Origin of the sequence: Colwellia sp. RSH04, from assembly GCF_003545765.1 — a bacterium.
Lineage (GTDB): Bacteria > Pseudomonadota > Gammaproteobacteria > Enterobacterales > Alteromonadaceae > Colwellia.
In genome coordinates, this window is record NZ_QXIO01000002.1 from 131,959 (window position 1) to 151,080 (window position 19,122).

Consider the following 19,122-nt stretch of genomic DNA (forward strand, 5'->3'; position numbering starts at 1 on the left):
GTATTATGTCGATACAACCTCGAGATAATCACTTTAAAGTGGATAGAGACAATAAAGCTAAGTTATCAAATAGTGAATTTAGCTTTATATGTCAGTTTGTATATCAAACGACGGGCATTGTATTAAATGAAAGTAAACGTGAAATGGTATATCGCCGATTTACTCGGATTGTAAGAGAAAAGAAGCTTGCTTCTTTTTCAAAATATTGTCAGTTACTTGAAAGTAATCCAGAGCAAGAAAAAGATTATTTTATTAATGCAATAACAACCAATTTAACTAGTTTCTTTAGGGAGCAACATCATTTTGATTATTTAATACAAACAGAACTTCCTAATTTGTTGCAAACCAAAAAAAGGCAAGGAAATGGTAAAAAACGCTTAAGAATATGGTCTTCTGCAAGCTCAACAGGAGAAGAACCCTATAGTATTGCGATGACATTGCACAGTATTTTTAAAAATGAGCTTTCAGAATGGGATGCTAAAATTCTAGCAACAGATATAGACAGTAATGTATTAAATAAAGGTAAAAGTGGTATTTATGATCAAAAAAGAGTTGAGGACATTCCACAGCACTTTTTAGAAGAATATTTTTATCAAGGTAAAGCTCACAATCTTAATAACGTGAAAGTGACGAGTAATCTTCAACGTTTAATCACTTTTAAACGGTTGAATTTGTTAAACGAGTGGCCAATGAAAGGACCATTCGATATTATTTTTTGTCGTAATGTCATTATATATTTCGACAAAGTGACGCAGCAAGATTTATTCGCTCGTTATTATGATTTATTAGCGCCTGGTGGTTTATTTATACTTGGTCACAGTGAAAACCTCGGTGAGTTTCAAAAATATTTTGAACATGCAGGCAGAACAATGTTTAGAAAACCTGTTTAAAACATTAATCATAGAGGTGTATGTGCGTCGAAATGATCATCCTGAAGTAGAACAATCTAGATTATCTTGTTTGCCTGAGTTTAGTAATATTAATCATTACTGGGATAAGCAAAGAGACATGGTTGTCGCTAAAATATTACCTGGAGAATTTTATTCAACCTCAGATAATATTGCGATATCAACGACATTAGGCTCATGTATCTCTGCATGTGTTTGGGATAATAAAACTTTTATTGGCGGCATGAATCACTTTATGTTGCCGATCACTAATAAAGAAGCCCATGAAATAAACTGGGGCAGTCGTGAAAAAATGAGTGATGCAACTCGCTATGGAAATTTTGCCATGGAGCATTTAATAAATACTATTTTAAAATTGGGTGGAAGAAAAATTAACCTAAAAGCAAAGTTGTTTGGCGGTGCAAAGGTGCTAAATAATATGACCGATGTAGGACAGCGTAACATTGACTTTGCCATACATTATTTGGCGCAAGAAAACATCCCTGTAGAAAGTTGTGATATTGGTGATATTTACCCAAGAAAAGTGATTTTTGAACCTAGCAGTGGTAGAGCTTTTGTAAAAAGGCTTGATAACCTACATAACGATACAATTTCTAAACGTGAATATAATTATCGTAGCCAGATAGAACAAGAACAAGTTGATGGCGATGTAGAGCTGTTTTAATAGCTTATTTAGTACTCTCTTAATTTTATATGTACAGTAGGACAAAGATATATGGCGTTAATAAAAGTTTTAGTAGTAGACGATTCTGCTGTCATTAGAAGTATTGTTATAGAGTCTCTAAAGCAGGCATGTAATATTGAAGTGGTTGGGGAAGCTGAGGATCCTTTAGAAGCGAGAGAGCTCATTAAAAAACTTAATCCTGATGTGATTACTTTAGATGTGGAAATGCCTAAAATGGACGGTATTACTTTTTTAAAGAATTTAATGCGCCTCAGACCAATGCCAGTTGTCATGCTTTCTACATTAACAACTAAAGGGGCTGATATCACATTACAAGCATTAGAGCTTGGTGCGGTAGATTTTATTGCAAAACCAAGTGTGAAAGAGCTCATTGCAACTCAAGCTAATTTTCAAGACTTATTAATTGAAAAGATTCGTGAAGCTGTCTCAGTCGATCAACGTAATTTTAAGTTGATTGATGTGGTTGGAAAAAATAAACCTGATAAGCCCAAAAAAATAAATACCTTCAAAGGAATAGAGCGCTCCAATCACTTAATTGCTATTGGGGCTTCAACAGGTGGTACTGATGCCATTAAGAAAATATTGACTAGGTTGCCTAGTAACAGCCCGCCAATCGTTATCACACAGCACATTCCAAAATCATTTAGTTTACGGTTCGCCGAGCGATTAAATAGTCAGTGTGATGTTGAAGTTAAAGAAGCAAGCCATGGGCAAAAAATAAAACCAGGCCATGTTTATATAGCACCAGGTGATAAACATCTTGAGGTTGTCAATAAAAATGGTTCTTTGTTTACAACATTAACCGATGGAAATGAAGTGAATAGGCATAAACCTTCTGTTGATGTCTTATTCGATTCTTTAGTGGAGCTAGCAGACAATGTTCAAGCAGTTTTATTAACAGGTATGGGCCAAGATGGCGCGCATAGCATGCTTAGGTTAAAAGAACATGGGGCAAGAACAATTATTCAAGATAAATTTACGAGCTTGATATGGGGGATGCCAGGCCGAGCTTTTAACTTAAATGCTCATAGTCTTGAAGCTCCTTTAGATGATATTCCCAATTTATTACTTGATTATGCTCAACTATCTAAGAATGAAATGAAGGAGGAACTTAATGAGTCTTAAACGATATGTACTAGGTTCATCTTTAATATTGATCACGTTGTTAGTACTAAACCAATTAGTATTCCATAGTGCTTATTTATTTTTTATAGTCATTATATTGCTAATATCTTGCACTATTTATCAATTTCAAATGGCAGTGAAAACTGATTTATCTCAAGAAGTTGATGAATTTGGTCAACATATTCCTGATGTCGATAATGAATTAATACACAAGGTTATCTTTGAGTTACAGCAATTTCTGCAACAAGAAGTACTTGTCATTGAAGCTGAGTTAAAAAGAACAAAGTCTTTAATTGAAGAAGCGATTATTGGTATGTCAGATAGTTTTAAGGAGATGCAGCAATTAACAGATGAACAGCAGATAATGATTGTTCAATTAATAGAAAATAGTCATAGCTTTGCTGGTGGTGAAGGGACTTTAGAAGATTTTGTAAAAGATTCAGATAAAACACTGGATGATTTTGTTAGTGTTATAGTTGAAACTAGTAAACAAAGCCTTGAAACAATGGGCTATACCGACCAAATGGTGGAACGGTTTGATGGTATCTTCAATATTTTATCTCAAGTTGAAAGCTTATCTTCGCAAACAAACCTATTAGCATTAAATGCTGCTATTGAAGCTGCAAGAGCTGGAGATGCTGGGCGCGGATTCGCTGTAGTCGCTAATGAGGTTAGATCACTCTCTGTCGATTCAACAGAACTCAACCAAGAAATAAGAAATGAAATAAATCAAGCAAAAGAAACCATTTCTAATCTTCGCGAGTCAGTTGAAATAATGGCCTCTGCTGACATGACATCAACTTTGGAAGCGAAAGATAAAATGTCTGTAATGATGAAACATGTCGACAGTTTAAACCAGTATACAAACTCAAGTGTTGATAAATTGAGTAATCTATCACCTAAATTGACTAATGCTGTTGCAACTGGTGTTCGTTCATTGCAATTTGAAGATATGACTCGACAATCGTTACATTCTCTTGAATTAAATGTGGAAAGTATATTGTCTATCAGTCAAGTGTTAGCAGATTTTAAAAATATACCCAGTGCTGAGGTACATCATCAATTGCTTAATTTAAAAAATAAATGCCAAGCTGTATATAAAGAGACAAATAAAGCTGAAAGTCAACGTAGTGTTAAGCAATTAAATATGGATGAAGGAGACATTGAGCTTTTTTAGTTTTATATCGTAATCATGTAAATTAGGGAGTTTGCTATGACAGTAAAATCAACTGTAAAAACCGAAGAAAATAAAGTAATTATTTCTGTAGATGATCGATTTGATTTTTCATTACATCAACAGTTTAGGGATTCCTATAGTGAAATAAATAACAAAGGGCAAGAATATATTTTAGATCTAAGCAATACAAAATATATGGATAGCTCGGCATTAGGTATGATCCTGTTGCTTAAAGATCATGTTGAAATGAATGCGAGTACTTTAACAATTAGCAACCCTAGTGATACAGTAAGTAAAATATTAGAAATAGCACAATTTCATCGTTTAATGACAATTAAGTAAATGGAAATCTAGCTATGTTTTCTATTGAAAGGCTTGCTCTGATTGTTGATGATTCTAAGACTCAATGCTTAGTATTATCTAAGCTATTAGAAGAAGAGAATTATACTGTTATAGTAGCCAATGATGGCGCAAGTGGTGTTCAAAAATATATTAAGCACAAACCTGACTTAGTGTTAATGGATATTAACATGCCGATTATGAATGGATTTGAAGCAGCGAGGCAAATAAAAAACCTCTCAGGTACTAATGATCTCGCACCATTAATTTTTATTACCAGTATGAATACTGATCAAGCATATATTGATAGCGTTGATTCAGGCGGTGATGGTATTTTAGTAAGACCATTTTCTCCCGCTGTGTTCAAAGCAAAAATAAAATCCATACAACGAATTAGTAATTTATATCAGCAAGTCAAGTCATTACAACAAGAGCAGCAGCAAGATGCTGAGCTTGCAGAAAAAATGATGTCGGAAGTGATTGAATCTAGAAACTATGCGCTAGATAGAGTACAAGTCATTAAAAAACCAGCTACAATTTTTAGTGGTGATATTCAGTTAACTGCCTTATGTCCTAATGGTGATATCCATGTGTTACTAGGAGACTTTACTGGCCATGGTCTGCGCTCATCAATTGGCGCTATCCCTGTTACTGAAACATTTAGAGCAATGACAAAGAAGGGTTTTTCTGTCATTGATATTATCGCTCAACTTAATAAGCAACTTAATCAATTATTACCCGCTGACTTATTTTTTGCTGCTGGTATTGTCTGTATATCTGAACATGAAAAATCAGCATATATTTTTAATGCTGGCTTACCTGATGGTTACCTTTTTAATAATAAAGGCAAGATAAAGAAACAATTTGAATCAACACATCCTCCTTTAGGTATTTTGCCTGATTTACTTCCTGACGCAAAAGTAGAGTTAATTAATATTGATTTGTCGGATCACGTTGTCTTTATTTCTGACGGAATAATTGAGGCGAGAAATGAGCAAGGAGAACTTTTTGGTGTAGAAAGATTTGAGCATGCAGCAACGGAAGGAATAGCTGAAAACAATCTAGTAAGTAATGTAGAACAGTATTTAGCAACGTTTTGTCGGGGAGTTCCACAAGAAGATGACATTTCACTTGTCGCTGCCCCTTGTAATAATTGGCTTAAGAAAGTTGTGAGCAATAGGGCGTCTATACCCGAGGAAATATATCAAGAAGAGTTTAATGATAAATCAATACCAGCTTGGTCTTGGCAATTGAAACTTTCAGGAAAACTTCTAAAAAACGTTAATCCTATACCAATGATAATGAATCAAATTAATGATATAGAGGGTGCAGGTGAACATTGGCATAGTTTGTACACAATATTAACAGAGCTATTTGTAAATTCACTTGATCATGGTGTATTAGGATTAAGTTCTTCCTTAAAACAATCAGCAGAAGGGTTTAGTCAGTTTTTTCATGAAAAAGCTCATCGGTTAGAAAAGCTGGATTCTGGTTATGTAATGATTTCATTAAAGTATTTTCCTTTTACGGGTGGGGGAAGGATGGAAATCAACATTAAAGACAGTGGTAAAGGGTTTGATATCAAACAGGTAATGCAAAAGAATCAGAGTAAATCCATGGATTCTGGTGCGTTAAGTGGTCGAGGTATTGAATTAGTGAAGCAGTTATGTGACTCCTTAACATTTGTTGAAGACGGAACCTCTGTTATTGCAAACTTTGTATGGCAAATTAATCAGTAAACAAGGTAAGGAAGCTTTATGAGAAAACATAATATTTTAATCATTGATGACAATATAGATTACTTAAAGTTATTAGCGGAAAGTTTGGAAGATATTTTTGATGTAAAATGCGCAAGTAACATAAACGTTGCGAATGACTTACTACAAGAGAATGTGCATTTTGATATTGCGCTTGTCGACGAAAATATAGGGAGTGATAAGGGCTCTGATTGGATAAGAACTCATCATGGCTCTCAAAGAGCGCCAACCTCTTTTGTACTTTATTCAGGCCTTGCAACTGAAGAAGCTATTTTAAAAGGGTTAGAATGCGGTGCGGATGATTTCTTAGCTAAGCCTATCTCACTACTTGCTCTTCATTCAAAATTAGAAAAACTCATTGATTATCAAGATAAAATCCATGATTTTGAGCATGAAATAAAGTCCAAAGAAAATGTCATCAACATATCAATGGCGCAGGCTTCAAAGTATGGTAGCTGTATGCAGCTAACTTCAAAGTTGAATAATTGCTTTTCCATTGAACAAATTCGTGATGAAGTCTTTTCTTATTTGTACTCAACCGGTCTACATGGCTGTATTTCCTTTTATCCATTAAACGAAAAACCAAAATTTTTTAGTGCCCAAAAAGGCTTATGTTCGCCTGTAGAAATAGAAGTGATGGAACTTCTAAAAGTCAAACCTAGGTTATATCGTTTCGGTAGTAGGACAATTTTCAATCACGCATTGGTATCTCTTTTAATATTAAATTTAGAGGACGGTAATGTAGACACAGATATATACGTTGATGCTTTAGCGTCAGTGATTGAATGTATAGGTGCTAGAATGGCGTTTATCACTTACAAAAACTCCTTGGTAAATGTTCAAGAACAAATTAAACAAGCGGTACACACTACCAAAAAAATGTTGCAAATTTCAAAACACCACCAACAAGAAGTCATGAATGAAATAGTACAAAATATAGGAACAAGTTTCCACATTCTTGATATGAGCGAAAAACAAGAAGATTATTTAACTAACCTAGTTCATACAGCACTGAAGAAACATAGCCAAGACGATATAAACTTTTTGGAAGTGACACAATTATTAGATCAAGCATTAGTCAGTGTTGACCAACTCCAATCTTTAAGTATTGAACAAAAAGCAGTTATTACTGACGATACTTTTGACGACGAGGATGAATTGTTTTGAAAACTGAAGCACTAAGTTTTGCCTATAAAGTATTAGAAGCTGTTGATGATGCATATTTTGAATGGCATCCAGCCAAAGATATTATCGTTTATTCTGCTAAATTAATGTCAATGCTCGGTTATGAAAATGAGAGTTTCACTGATTCTCCAGCACTATTAGCAAAACACATTGAAGAAGCTGATTTTCAAGAATTACTTAGTCAACTAAAACAACATCTTAAAGGTATAACCAATAAAATTGATATAACATTACCCATTAAAACTAAGTTTAATAAAGCATTATGGTTTCATTGTGTTGCAAGAGTGGTTGATAAACAAGATGGCAAAGCCAATTTATTATTTGGTACTGTTCGTGATATCAGTGCAACCAAACAGATGATGCATCAGCTTAAAAAGCAGAATGATTGGCTAATGTTAACAGAGCGTATCAGTAATGCAGGTCATTGGCGTTACGACATTGAGCAGGAAACTTTAACCTGGTCACAAGAGATTTTTCGAATTCATAATTTAGTTGTTAATCAATTTACTCCGACCATCGATAAAGCAATAGATTTCTTTATCTCAAAAGATAAAACAAAAATTAAAGCAATGATGAACAATGCCATTGTTCATCATCAAGCTTTCCATATTAAATCATGCCTAAAATTATCGAATAATGTTAAAAAGAAAATTGAGTTAAATGCTGAGATTGAAAGAGATGCTGTAGGTAGACCCAAGGCAATTTTTGGCGTTTATAAAGACATTACTCGTAGTGAGAATATGTTTGAGAAATTAAAGTTACTTGCCATGGTAAATTTTACCATACGAGTACCTATATTTTTCATTGATGACAACGATAATGTTGTATATCAAGATATTTCTCCTCATTACGATGAAAAAAGTTCGGTGTTATTTAACTATATTAATTTCAGCATTTCTGAATATATGGCGTTTAAAAATCAAGCCAAAGAAGCGGGACAGGTAAAACAGACAAATGTTAGTTTTGATAAATACAATTCGGTTTTTGATTTATCTGTTACTTATGAAGCTCAGGAAGGCATATATATTTGGATAGTAGAAAATGTCACCGAAAAATTTAGAAAAGAGCAACAACAGATCATTTCAAACAGACTTGCTTTATTAGGAAACACGTTTGGTAATGTTTCTCACGATATTAATAATGTATTGGGAGTAGCTCTTGGTGCAATTGAAATGTTGGAATTAAAGTTTGCTCGAGGAGAAAAGGATATATCAACCTATATTGATAGAGTAAAAAATGCTATCGATAAAGGTAAGGATGTGACAGAGCGCTTATTAGCCTTTACTCGAAAGCCGACAGTTAAAGTGGTTACTTTTGATCCTATACAAGAAATATTAGACAACCAATATTTATTCAAGCAGTTACTATTAAGTACCATCAATATACAATTTGATTTTAAACCGCTTAATTGCATAATCAACTTTCCGCAAGGCGAGTTTATTAATATATTACTTAACATAGTATTGAATGCTCAAGATGCAATACAAGAGAAAGGTTTAAGTGGGCAGATTGAAATATCAGCAAATCTAATAGCAGGTAATAAGCTTGAAATTCATGTAAAAGATAGTGGTGTAGGTATTAAAAGTGAAAACTTAACTAAAATATTTGATCCGTTTTATAGTTCTAAATCGGTAAACAAAGGGAATGGAATTGGTCTTGCTAACGTTTATAGTACTATGTACAAACATAATGGCCAAATTCAAGTAGAAGGCTCCTGTGAGTTAGGAGGAGCACATTTTACTTTAGTGTTCAAATGTAAAGCGCTTCACGAACAGTTCCTACCGAAACAAAGCAAAAAAGAATTTTTAAGTTATGAAAATACTAATATTTTAGTTCTTGATGATGAGGTGAGTATAGCGGAATTTGTTGCTCTTTTTTTAGAAAGCAAAGGAGCAAATGTTGTCGTGGCAAATAACAAAATTGAATTACTCGACAGGCTTAACAAAGATATTAATTTTGACATGTTTATTACGGACATGATTTTACCGGATTTGTCAGGAAAAGAAGCTGTAAATATAGTCAAAGCACAGTATCCTAACATTAAAGTATTTTCTATCAGTGGTTATATAGCGATAGAAGATAGTAGTTGGGATTATCCCGTTTTGAGAAAACCTTTTAATTCTAAGGAACTCGCTGAATTTTTATCTATATGATTATTAAAATATAGGTATACTTAAATAGACACTTTTTAATTTAATCCACAAGAACGATTTATAAGTATAGCCATGAATGATAATTTTACAGATTTTGATAACTTAGGTTCACAATCACCTGAAATAAATATTGCAGGCATAGACGCATCTGTTGGTCTTAATAATGTGCTCGGTGATGAGTCTTTATTTTTAGAGATTTTATCAATGTTTTATCAGGATCATAATGGTGATGGGATAAAGCTTGAACAAGCAATATCATCAAATGATTATGCAAGTTTGAAGCATATAGTACATACCTTAAAAGGAGTATCTTGCTCGGTAGGAGCAATGCCATTGTTTGAAAAAACAAAGGCATTGGATGAAGCAATTAACAAAGAGATGAAGCAAGATTATTTACCTCTTTACCAAGCGTTAATCCCTGAGTTTGATAAAGTGATGAATAGCATATCTGTTAAAATAATAAATAAATAATTCGAGTATAATTTTTTATTATTCTATTTCGAGTTTTATATCAGTTACTGGTACACAACAACAGGGGAGTATTTCATTAGGGTTTACAAATGCGAGAGGCTCCCCATTAGGATAATGAATCTCTCCCTCATGTAACGTTACTCTGCATGCACCGCAAAAGCCATCTCGACAATGGTAATGAACTTCAACATCAGCAGCTTCTAAACATTCTAATAAAGTTTGCTTTGAATTTTTAAAAGCTATTTTTTGATCATCTACTGATATTACAGGAATTAATTCGCCTAGTGTATCTAGCAGATTAGGTGTACTTTTATCTTTCATCATCGATAAATAGTTCAGCAATAGTACACCTAGTAATGATATTCATGACTAAAGATCAAAATCGTCAAAATCATCTGCATCCACTGTTGAGTCGACTTGACCAACAAGGTAGCTTGAAATTTCAGACTCTTGTGGCGCAACTTGCACATTGTCACTAACTAAATAAGCGTTCATCCATGGTAACGGGTTACTTTTTATAGTGAAAGGTGCATCGAAGCCTAAAGCAGCAAGCCTTTGATTTGAAATGTATTCTATGTACTGGTTTAGTATTTCAGCGTTAAGACCTATCATTGAACCATCTTTGAATAGGTATTGCGCCCATTCTTTTTCTTGTTCAACTACATCAAGAAATATTTGTAAACCTTCTCCTTTCATTTGTTCACTTATTTCTTTCATTTCAAGGTCATCTTTACCGGCAGCCCAATTATTTAATATATGTTGAGTTCCAGTTAAATGTAGAGCTTCATCTCGCGCAATTAATCGAATGATTTTCGCATTACCTTCAAGTAACTCTCGCTCAGCAAAAGCAAACGAGCAGGCAAAACTGACATAAAATCGGATTGCTTCAAGCGCATTAACTGAGCATACAGCTAGGTAAAGTCTTTCTTTAAGCTTTCTTTTACTTACGTCAAAGATTTGTCCTTCAACTTCATATTGTCCTTCACCTTGAGATTGCAATAATTGCGTTGTTAAGATGACGTCATCAAAATATTTAGCGATGCTTGATGCTCGTTTTAAAATAGCAGGGTTAACAACAATATCATCAAAAACTTCACCAGGTTCGTTGAATAGGTTACGTAATATGTGTGTGTATGAGCGTGAGTGAATCGTTTCACTAAATGCCCATGTTTCTACCCAAGTTTCAACTTCAGGCAACGAAACAAGTGGTAATAAAACGGCATTCACAGAACGCGCAGCCATAGAGTCCAATAGCGTTTGATATTTCAAATTAGAAATAAAAATATGCTTTTCTGAATCCGTCAGGCTTTGCCAGTCAGCTCTATCTTTAGATACATCAATTTCTTCAGGTCGCCAAAAAAAAGATAACTGTTTTTCAATTAACTTTTCAAATGCAGAGAATCTTTGCTGATCGTAACGTGAAACATTAACACTATTACCTAAAAACATTGGTTCTAACAATGCATCATTAGGAATTTGATTAAAGGTAGTATAAGGCATGACTGTTTATCCTAAATTGCCGTTATATGGCAGCATAAAGAGAATTTTTTATGCTGCTTGAATAATTGGTTCAATAATTCTGGGAGGTTATATTTTACAAGCACCACCTGCACAACTATCGTCTTCAACTTCAACATCGTCAGATGCGCCATCGCGAGTGTTGTGATAGTACATAGTTTTAACACCAAGTTTATAAGCCGTTAAAATATCTTTCAGTATTTGTTTTACTGGCACTTTGCCACCTTCAAATTTAGAAGGGTCATAATTAGTATTTGCAGAAATGGTTTGGTCAACAAACTTTTGCATTATGCCGATTAATTCAAGATATCCATCATTGCTTGGAATATTCCAAAGTAATTCGTAATTATCTTTTAAGTTTTTATAATCAGGAACAACTTGTTTTAAAACACCATCTTTGCTTGATTTAACGCTTATTAAGCCTCTGGGTGGTTCAATACCGTTAGTAGCATTTGATATTTGTGAAGACGTTTCAGACGGCATTAAAGCGGATACAGTAGAGTTTCTTACGCCAAATTCTTGAATACTAGTACGAAGGCTTTCCCAATCTAAATGAAGCTTTTCACCAGAAATATCATCAATTGATTTTTTATACGTGTCGATAGGTAGTATGCCTTTTGACAAACGTGTTTCATCGAATTTAGGGCATGCGCCTTGTTCTTTTGCTAATAAGTTACTGGCTTTCAATAAATAATACTGAATTGCTTCAAAGGTTCTGTGGGTCAGGTTGTTCGCACTACCGTTAGAGTAATACAAGCCATTTTTAGCCAAATAGTATGCGTAGTTAATAACACCTATACCTAAAGTTCGTCTTGACATCGACGCATTTCGTGCAGCAGCAATAGGGTAGTCTTGGTAATCTAATAAACTATCTAATGCACGAACTGCTAAATCGGCTAACCCTTCTAATTCGTCTAATGAATCAATAGCACCAAGGTTAAAAGCTGATAGCGTACAAAGTGCAATTTCGCCATTTTCATCATTAATGTCATTCATCGGTTTAGTCGGTAAAGCTATTTCTAAACACAAATTACTCTGACGAATAGCTGCTTTAGATGGTTCAAACGGACTATGAGTATTACAATGATCTACATTTTGTAAATAAATACGACCAGTACTTGCGCGTTCTTGAGCAAATAACGTAAATAACTCTATTGCTTTAATACGCTTTTTACGAATGTTTTCATCATTTTCATATTGTAGGTAGAGTTCTTCAAACCTCTCTTGATCTTCGAAAAATGCATCATATAAACCAGGTACATCACTTGGACTAAATAAGGTAATAGAACCACCTTTTATTAGGCGTTGGTACATCAACTTATTAAATTGAACACCATAATCAAGATGTCTAACACGGTTTTCTTCTACACCACGGTTATTTTTTAAAACTAATAAACTTTCAACTTCTAAATGCCAAAGTGGGTAGAATAATGTTGCTGCTCCGCCACGAACTCCCCCTTGAGAACAACTTTTAACCGCTGTTTGGAAGTGCTTATAAAAAGGTATACACCCCGTATGGAATGCCTCGCCATTTCTTATCGTACTACCAAGGGCTCTAATACGACCAGCATTAACTCCAATGCCCGCACGTTGAGATACATATTTTACGATTGCACTCGAGGTTGCATTAATTGAATCTAAACTATCATCGCACTCAATTAATACACAAGATGAAAATTGTCTTGTTGGCGTTCTAACGCCTGCCATGATCGGGGTAGGTAATGATATCTTAAATTGTGAAATGGCATGGTAAAAGTCTTCTACATATTGCAAACGTGTCTCTGCTGGGTATTTAGCAAATAAACACACAGAAACTAAAATATATAAAAACTGAGCGCTTTCATATATTTCACCACTAACACGGTTTTGAACTAAGTATTTACCTTCTAGCTGCTTAACTGCGGCATAACTAAAATCAAGGTCTCGACTGTGATCTAAGAAGCCTTCAATCTTCTTAAAGTCTTCAATTGTATAGTCTTGTAAAATGTGTTGGTCATACTTTCCTGCTTCAACAAGTTTAACCACATGTTCATAAAGGTTTGGTGGTTCAAATTGACCATAAGCTTTTTTTCTAAGATGAAAAACAGCTAACCTTGCTGCTAGATATTGGTAATCTGGTGTTTCTTCTGAAATAAGATCAGCTGCAGCTTTAATGATGGTTTCATGAATATCTTCTGTTTTAATTCCATCATAGAATTGAATATGGGACTTCAATTCAACTTGTGAGACTGAAACGTCTTCAAGGCCGTCTGCAGCCCATGCGATGACTCGGTGAATTTTTTCTAAATCAATGGCTTCTTTTTCACCATTACGTTTAGTTACAAAAAGATTATTATTCATGAATTACCTATACGCAATTATTGTGATTGTTCCCTAATAAAAAATCCTACACTTGACTGGAACCTGATCAAAGGTATGTAAGTGCTGAAATAGCAATTGAACATTGAATGCACAATATCTAGGGATTTTTATAATTATAAGCACAAGATAATGAGGTTTTGGATATTTTGCAAGAGGAAAAATAAGGCGTATTTAGGTTGAAAATAACTTATAAAAATTCGGTTAGTCTTTACTAACCTACTAAAGCCAATTTATTTTGGATTAGGGTAAAAGCAACGATTATTTTCGACTATTTTTAAAGATAAAAATATATTTCTTTAAAATATGATTAAGTGATTAATTGCTAATCAGTTTATGATTGCAAAAAAAAATAACTCACTATATCAGTGAGTTATGATTTCAGTTCGGTTAAGCTTATTGTTTACTCAGGCTGTTGTTTTTTCAAACATTACCCTACTACTTTTCTACAGCAAATGATGTAATTGACATCTAATGATGAAGTCAACGTATGGTTCTCTGTAATGGGGTTGTAATGAATGCCACTTGTATCAATACATTTTAAACCACTGTGTTCGGCCCAAGATATTAATTGTGAGGGACGAATAAACTTATCATGGTCGTGTGTACCTTCTGGAACAAGTTTTAATACCTTTTCAGCAGCTAAAATTGCCAGTAGATACGACTTTATGCTTTTATTCAAAGTAGAGAAAAAAACTAAACCACCAGGCTTCACAAGTTTTGAACACGATGCAACAACCGACGATGGATCCGGCACATGTTCAAGCATTTCCATGCAAGTAACAATATCAAAGTATCCTGCATTGTCATTTGCTTTATCTTCTACTGTTGTTTTTTCATAATTAATCGTTAGTTGAGATTCTAAAGCATGTAGTTTTGCCACATTTAAGGGTTCTGTCCCCATATCTATACCTGTCACCTTAGCGCCTAACTTTGCTAAAGACTCAGACAATATGCCGCCACCGCAGCCAACATCAATGACCTGTTTATCAAAAATACCGTTTTGCTTGTATTCTTGATGTTCGGCAATATGCTGATTAATAAACTGTACTCTTAAAGGATTGATTTGATGTAGTGGTTTAAAATCACCGTTTAAATCCCACCATTGGTGAGCAACACTTTCAAACTTTTCAATTTCTTTTGGGTTTACGTTTTCTGTTTGGTTCATGGACAATACAATCTATTCAGTAGGAGTTAGCATAAAGTTGATTCTAAACTAAAGCGTTTTTGAAACAAAGGGGATAGTTGTAGAGACGATAAATTATCATGATAATGAACAATTTATAGTCATATTGTTGACTATAATTTCACCGAAATAATATGATTAAATAAAGCAGTATTGTCGATGAAAATTTTATGATAGTATGCTGCGTTGATTACTAAATTAGTAATATTAAGATAACAATAAGAATCTTTGTATTTTGATGTCAGTTTTGATAATTATTTCATTATTAAAACGACAAGATTAAGTTAAGGGATACCGTCAATTTATGTCCGATCTGGCCAAAGAAATAGTTCCAGTTAATATTGAAGATGAACTAAAAACCTCCTATTTAGATTATGCCATGAGCGTTATCGTTGGGCGTGCATTGCCTGATGTTCGTGATGGTTTAAAACCAGTGCATCGTCGTGTGTTATTTGCGATGGATGTATTAGGTAATGATTGGAACAAAGCATATAAAAAATCAGCACGTGTTGTTGGTGATGTAATAGGTAAGTATCATCCCCATGGTGATACTGCAGTTTACGACACTATCGTTCGTATGGCTCAACCATTTTCTATGCGTTACATGTTGGTAGATGGGCAGGGTAATTTCGGTTCTGTAGATGGTGATAGCGCTGCTGCAATGCGTTATACCGAAATTAGAATGGATAAAATTGCCCATTCAATCTTAGCCGATTTAGATAAAGAAACGGTTGATTTCGTACCTAACTATGATGGTACAGAATTTATTCCTGCGGTGATGCCAACTCGTATTCCTGCACTATTAGTTAATGGTTCATCTGGTATTGCTGTTGGTATGGCGACAAACATACCGCCACATAACCTAACAGAAGTTATAGATGGCTGCTTAGCATTAATAGATAACAAGGACATTACTATTGATGAGCTTCTACAGTTTATCCCAGGACCTGATTTTCCAACAGCTGGTATTATCAGTGGCCGTGCGGGTATAGAAGAAGCTTACCGAACAGGTCGAGGCAAAATTAAAATTCGCGCTCGTGCTGAAATCGAAGTGAATGAAACAACAGGTAAAGAGACGATTGTTGTTCATGAATTGCCTTATCAAGTAAACAAAGCCCGTTTAATTGAAAAAATGGCAGAGCTAGTAAAAGAAAAGCGCTTAGAAGGTATCTCTGCTTTACGCGATGAGTCTGATAAAGACGGTATGCGTATGGTTATTGAGGTTAAGCGTGGTGATGTAGGTGAAGTGGTATTAAATAACCTTTACAAATTGACACAAATGCAAGTTTCATTTGGTTTGAATATGGTGGCATTGACTAATGGTCAACCAAAAATATTCAACTTAAAAGAGATGCTTGAAGCGTTTGTATTGCATCGTCGTGAAGTTGTAACTCGAAGAACCATTTTTGAATTAAGAAAAGCACGTGAGCGTGCACATATCTTAGAAGGTTTATCTATTGCATTAGCAAATATAGACCCGATCATCGAAATGATTAAGAGTTCAAGCAATAGAAAAGAATCTGAAGAGAAATTAATTTCTCAAGGTTGGCAGCTAGGTAATGTTGAACACATGCTTAGTGCGGCTGGCAATGATGCTGCACGCCCTGAATGGTTAGAACCAGAGTATGGTATCCGTGATGGTTTATATTATTTAACCGCAGAACAGGCAAAAGCGATTGTTGATTTGCAGTTATATAAACTTTCAGGCATGGAACATGAAAAAATTCTAAGTGAGTATAAAGGGTTATTAGACGTAATCGCTGAATTAATGCATATTCTTGCTTCACCAGAACGTTTAATGGAAGTTATTTGTGAAGAATTAGCGGCGATTAAAGAAGAGTTTGGTGATGAAAGAAGAACAGAAATTACCAATGCATCACATGATTTATCACTAGAAGATCTTATTACAGAAGAAGATGTTGTGGTTACGCTTTCTCATGAAGGCTATGTAAAATATCAAGTACTTTCTGATTACGAAGCACAGCGTCGTGGTGGTAAAGGTAAAGCTGCTACCAAAATGAAAGAAGAAGATTTTATTGAGCGTTTATTAGTGGCTAATACGCACGATACTATTTTATGTTTCTCTGATCGCGGTAAGTTATATTGGTTAAAAGTTTTCCAATTACCTTTAGCAAGTCGTACAGCAAGAGGTAGACCAATTGTTAATATTCTTCCATTAGAAAATGATGAAAGAATTACGGCTATTTTACCTGTTCGTGAATACGAAGAAGATAAATACATTATCATGGCAACTGCGTCAGGTACGGTCAAGAAAACAGCCTTAACGGCTTATTCTAACCAACGAGCTAACGGTATTATTGCGTTGAATCTACGTGATGACGATACCTTAATTGGTGTTGATATTACTGATGGTAATAACGACATCATGTTATTCTCAGATGCTGGTAAAGTAGTGCGCTTTAACGAGAAAGTTAAAGATAGCGAAACAGGTGAAATTAAGATTGATCCTGAGACAGGTGAGCAACGTTGGGCACTTAAACCTATAGGTCGTACTGGTACTGGTGTACGTGGTATCAAACTCGAAGGTGATCAAAAAGTTGTGTCGCTAATCGTACCTAAAAACGATGGTGCAATTTTAACGATTACGCAAAATGGTTATGGTAAACGTACTGACTTAGAAGAATACCCAGCTAAGAGTCGAGCGACTAAAGGTGTGGTATCAATCAAAGTCAGTGAACGTAATGGTCCAGTTGTTGGAGCGGTTCAAGTTGAAGAGCAAGATGAAATCATGCTAATCACTGACAACGGAACTTTAGTTAGAACGCGTGTTAATGAAGTTAGTGTGATTGGCCGAAACACACAAGGTGTTCGTATGATTCGTACTGCTGAAGATGAACATGTAGTTGCTCTTCAGCGTATAGATGAAATTGAAGACAATGAAATTGATATAACTGATGAGCCATCAGTTATTGAAGGCCAAGTTAGTCCTGAGCATGACGCTCAACAGAGCGAAGATGATAACGCTGAACCATCAGCAGAATAGTTTCTAAGTTCTACATAAAAAGGCGGCTAATAACCGCCTTTTTTATATTTATTTTTTAGTACAGTACGACTCAAAATGACAACTTTTAATAATCCTTATGTCACTTTTGAGAACAGCGCTGTCATGTGTTATCAGATATTTTAATTAAAAGTATAATAAGTTAGGAAAATCTATGTCAGAAATATTTAATTTTTGTGCGGGTCCTGCCATGTTACCAAAAGCGGTAATGGAACAAGCTCAACGCGAATTCATTAATTGGCAATCTACTGGCAGTTCAGTAATGGAATTGAGTCACCGTAGCAGTATTTATATGGAAATGGCTAAACAAGCTGAACTTGATTTAAGAGAACTGATGTCTATCCCTGACAATTATCATGTATTGTTTTGTCATGGCGGTGGTAGAGGACAATTTTCTGCAGTGCCTTTAAATTTATTGCCTCAAGGTAAAACTGCTGATTATATTATATCTGGTTCTTGGTCAAAAGCAGCAGCGGTTGAAGCACAAAAATTTGGCTATATTAATACTATAGATATCACCTTAACAGGTGAGCAAACTAGTGTGAAACCTTCAAGTGAATGGCAATTATCACCAGATGCTGCATATGTTCATTATTGCCCAAACGAAACGGTTAATGGTATAGAGATTTTCGATATTCCTGAAACGAATGGTGTACCGTTAGTTGCCGATATGTCTTCAACTATATTATCTCACGAAATAGATGTTACTAAGTTTGGGCTTATTTATGCTGGAGCTCAAAAGAATATTGGCCCATCGGGCTTAACCATTGTCATTGTTCGTGATGATCTTATTGGTAAAGAGCAACCAGCAACACCTTGTATTATGAACTATAAAACATCAGCTGATAACGACTCCATGTACAATACACCACCAACTTATGCTTGGTACTTGGCGGGATTAGTATTCAAATGGCTAAAAGCTAAAGGTGGCGTAAAAGCAATAGCAAAGATCAATCAAGAGAAGGCTGAACTGTTATATAACGCGATAGATAAAAGTGAATTTTATGAAAACAATATAATTAAACAATATCGAAGTAAAATGAATGTACCATTTTGGTTGAAAGATGAAAGCTTAAATAGTCAATTTTTGCAAGAAGCAGAAAAAGCAGGCTTAACCGCATTAAAAGGTCACCGTATAGTCGGCGGAATGCGTGCTAGCATATACAACGCAATGCCAATAGAAGGTATTAAAGCACTTGTTACGTTTATGCAACAGTTTGAAGAGAGGAATAAGTAAA

General features: G+C 34.7%; 15 protein-coding genes. 11 read left to right on the forward strand and 4 right to left on the reverse strand.

Annotated features, from left to right (window positions below):
- The first annotated feature begins 5 nt into the window (after window positions 1-5).
- The 9 genes from D1094_RS04115 to D1094_RS04155 all read left to right on the forward strand — a co-directional run bounded on the left by D1094_RS04115 (window position 6) and on the right by D1094_RS04155 (window position 9,800).
- Window positions 6-890, forward strand: a complete 885-nt coding sequence (locus tag D1094_RS04115) for a protein-glutamate O-methyltransferase CheR (RefSeq protein ID WP_118958834.1) — start codon at window positions 6-8, stop codon at window positions 888-890.
- A 22-nt stretch (window positions 891-912) separates the two neighbouring features.
- Window positions 913-1,572 (forward strand): chemoreceptor glutamine deamidase CheD, encoded by a 660-nt coding sequence (gene cheD, locus D1094_RS04120; RefSeq protein WP_259337813.1) that lies wholly within the window; start codon window positions 913-915, stop codon window positions 1,570-1,572.
- Between the two features lie 51 nt (window positions 1,573-1,623).
- On the forward strand, window positions 1,624-2,718 hold the full coding sequence (locus D1094_RS04125) for a chemotaxis response regulator protein-glutamate methylesterase (protein ID WP_118958836.1): 1,095 nt from the start codon (window positions 1,624-1,626) through the stop codon (window positions 2,716-2,718).
- Window positions 2,708-3,895, forward strand: a complete 1,188-nt coding sequence (locus D1094_RS04130) for a methyl-accepting chemotaxis protein (protein ID WP_118958837.1) — start codon at window positions 2,708-2,710, stop codon at window positions 3,893-3,895. Before D1094_RS04125 ends, D1094_RS04130 begins: the two co-directional genes overlap by 11 nt.
- A 36-nt stretch (window positions 3,896-3,931) precedes the next feature.
- Window positions 3,932-4,237: an STAS domain-containing protein gene (locus tag D1094_RS04135; protein WP_118958838.1), complete on the forward strand. Its 306-nt coding sequence runs from the start codon at window positions 3,932-3,934 to the stop codon at window positions 4,235-4,237.
- Window positions 4,238-4,251: 14 nt separating this feature from the next.
- Window positions 4,252-5,973, forward strand: coding sequence for a SpoIIE family protein phosphatase (locus D1094_RS04140; protein WP_118958839.1), 1,722 nt, complete (start codon window positions 4,252-4,254; stop codon window positions 5,971-5,973).
- 18 nt (window positions 5,974-5,991) lie between these two features.
- Entirely contained in the window at window positions 5,992-7,158 is a 1,167-nt protein-coding gene (locus tag D1094_RS04145) for a response regulator (protein ID WP_118958840.1), read from the forward strand.
- Entirely contained in the window at window positions 7,155-9,329 is a 2,175-nt protein-coding gene (locus D1094_RS04150) for an ATP-binding protein (protein ID WP_118958841.1), read from the forward strand. Before D1094_RS04145 ends, D1094_RS04150 begins: the two co-directional genes overlap by 4 nt.
- Before the next feature lie 72 nt (window positions 9,330-9,401).
- Window positions 9,402-9,800 (forward strand): Hpt domain-containing protein, encoded by a 399-nt coding sequence (locus D1094_RS04155; RefSeq protein ID WP_118958842.1) that lies wholly within the window; start codon window positions 9,402-9,404, stop codon window positions 9,798-9,800.
- 18 nt (window positions 9,801-9,818) lie between these two features.
- Here D1094_RS04155 and yfaE read toward each other — a convergent pair whose 3' ends face one another.
- The 4 genes from yfaE to ubiG all read right to left on the reverse strand — a co-directional run bounded on the left by yfaE (window position 9,819) and on the right by ubiG (window position 14,844).
- Window positions 9,819-10,142, reverse strand: a complete 324-nt coding sequence (gene yfaE, locus D1094_RS04160; protein ID WP_259337814.1) for a class I ribonucleotide reductase maintenance protein YfaE — start codon at window positions 10,140-10,142, stop codon at window positions 9,819-9,821.
- Between the two features lie 27 nt (window positions 10,143-10,169).
- Window positions 10,170-11,300: a class Ia ribonucleoside-diphosphate reductase subunit beta gene (nrdB, locus tag D1094_RS04165; RefSeq protein WP_118958844.1), complete on the reverse strand. Its 1,131-nt coding sequence runs from the start codon at window positions 11,298-11,300 to the stop codon at window positions 10,170-10,172.
- A gap of 87 nt (window positions 11,301-11,387) precedes the next feature.
- Window positions 11,388-13,658, reverse strand: a complete 2,271-nt coding sequence (gene nrdA / locus D1094_RS04170) for a class 1a ribonucleoside-diphosphate reductase subunit alpha (protein WP_118958845.1) — start codon at window positions 13,656-13,658, stop codon at window positions 11,388-11,390.
- 448 nt (window positions 13,659-14,106) lie between these two features.
- Window positions 14,107-14,844, reverse strand: a complete 738-nt coding sequence (gene ubiG / locus D1094_RS04175; RefSeq protein ID WP_118958846.1) for a bifunctional 2-polyprenyl-6-hydroxyphenol methylase/3-demethylubiquinol 3-O-methyltransferase UbiG — start codon at window positions 14,842-14,844, stop codon at window positions 14,107-14,109.
- A 322-nt stretch (window positions 14,845-15,166) separates the two neighbouring features.
- Between ubiG and gyrA the strand changes: the two genes are divergently transcribed.
- Window positions 15,167-17,866: a DNA topoisomerase (ATP-hydrolyzing) subunit A gene (gyrA, locus tag D1094_RS04180; protein ID WP_118958847.1), complete on the forward strand. Its 2,700-nt coding sequence runs from the start codon at window positions 15,167-15,169 to the stop codon at window positions 17,864-17,866.
- Between the two features lie 172 nt (window positions 17,867-18,038).
- On the forward strand, window positions 18,039-19,121 hold the full coding sequence (gene serC / locus D1094_RS04185; RefSeq protein ID WP_118958848.1) for a 3-phosphoserine/phosphohydroxythreonine transaminase: 1,083 nt from the start codon (window positions 18,039-18,041) through the stop codon (window positions 19,119-19,121).
- Window position 19,122: the final 1 nt, after the last annotated feature.

Bases quoted from the DNA above. Each gene is read 5' to 3' on its own strand.
- D1094_RS04130 (WP_118958837.1), top strand. From the start codon at position 2,708: ATGAGTCTTAAACGATATGTACTAGGTTCATCTTTAATATTGATCACG.
- gyrA (WP_118958847.1), top strand. From the start codon at position 15,167: ATGTCCGATCTGGCCAAAGAAATAGTTCCAGTTAATATTGAAGATGAA.
- D1094_RS04125 (WP_118958836.1), top strand. From the start codon at position 1,624: ATGGCGTTAATAAAAGTTTTAGTAGTAGACGATTCTGCTGTCATTAGA.
- ubiG (WP_118958846.1), bottom strand. From the start codon at position 14,844: ATGAACCAAACAGAAAACGTAAACCCAAAAGAAATTGAAAAGTTTGAA.
- nrdB (WP_118958844.1), bottom strand. From the start codon at position 11,300: ATGCCTTATACTACCTTTAATCAAATTCCTAATGATGCATTGTTAGAA.
- D1094_RS04115 (WP_118958834.1), top strand. From the start codon at position 6: ATGTCGATACAACCTCGAGATAATCACTTTAAAGTGGATAGAGACAAT.
- D1094_RS04135 (WP_118958838.1), top strand. From the start codon at position 3,932: ATGACAGTAAAATCAACTGTAAAAACCGAAGAAAATAAAGTAATTATT.
- nrdA (WP_118958845.1), bottom strand. From the start codon at position 13,658: ATGAATAATAATCTTTTTGTAACTAAACGTAATGGTGAAAAAGAAGCC.
- serC (WP_118958848.1), top strand. From the start codon at position 18,039: ATGTCAGAAATATTTAATTTTTGTGCGGGTCCTGCCATGTTACCAAAA.
- D1094_RS04155 (WP_118958842.1), top strand. From the start codon at position 9,402: ATGAATGATAATTTTACAGATTTTGATAACTTAGGTTCACAATCACCT.
- D1094_RS04145 (WP_118958840.1), top strand. From the start codon at position 5,992: ATGAGAAAACATAATATTTTAATCATTGATGACAATATAGATTACTTA.
- D1094_RS04140 (WP_118958839.1), top strand. From the start codon at position 4,252: ATGTTTTCTATTGAAAGGCTTGCTCTGATTGTTGATGATTCTAAGACT.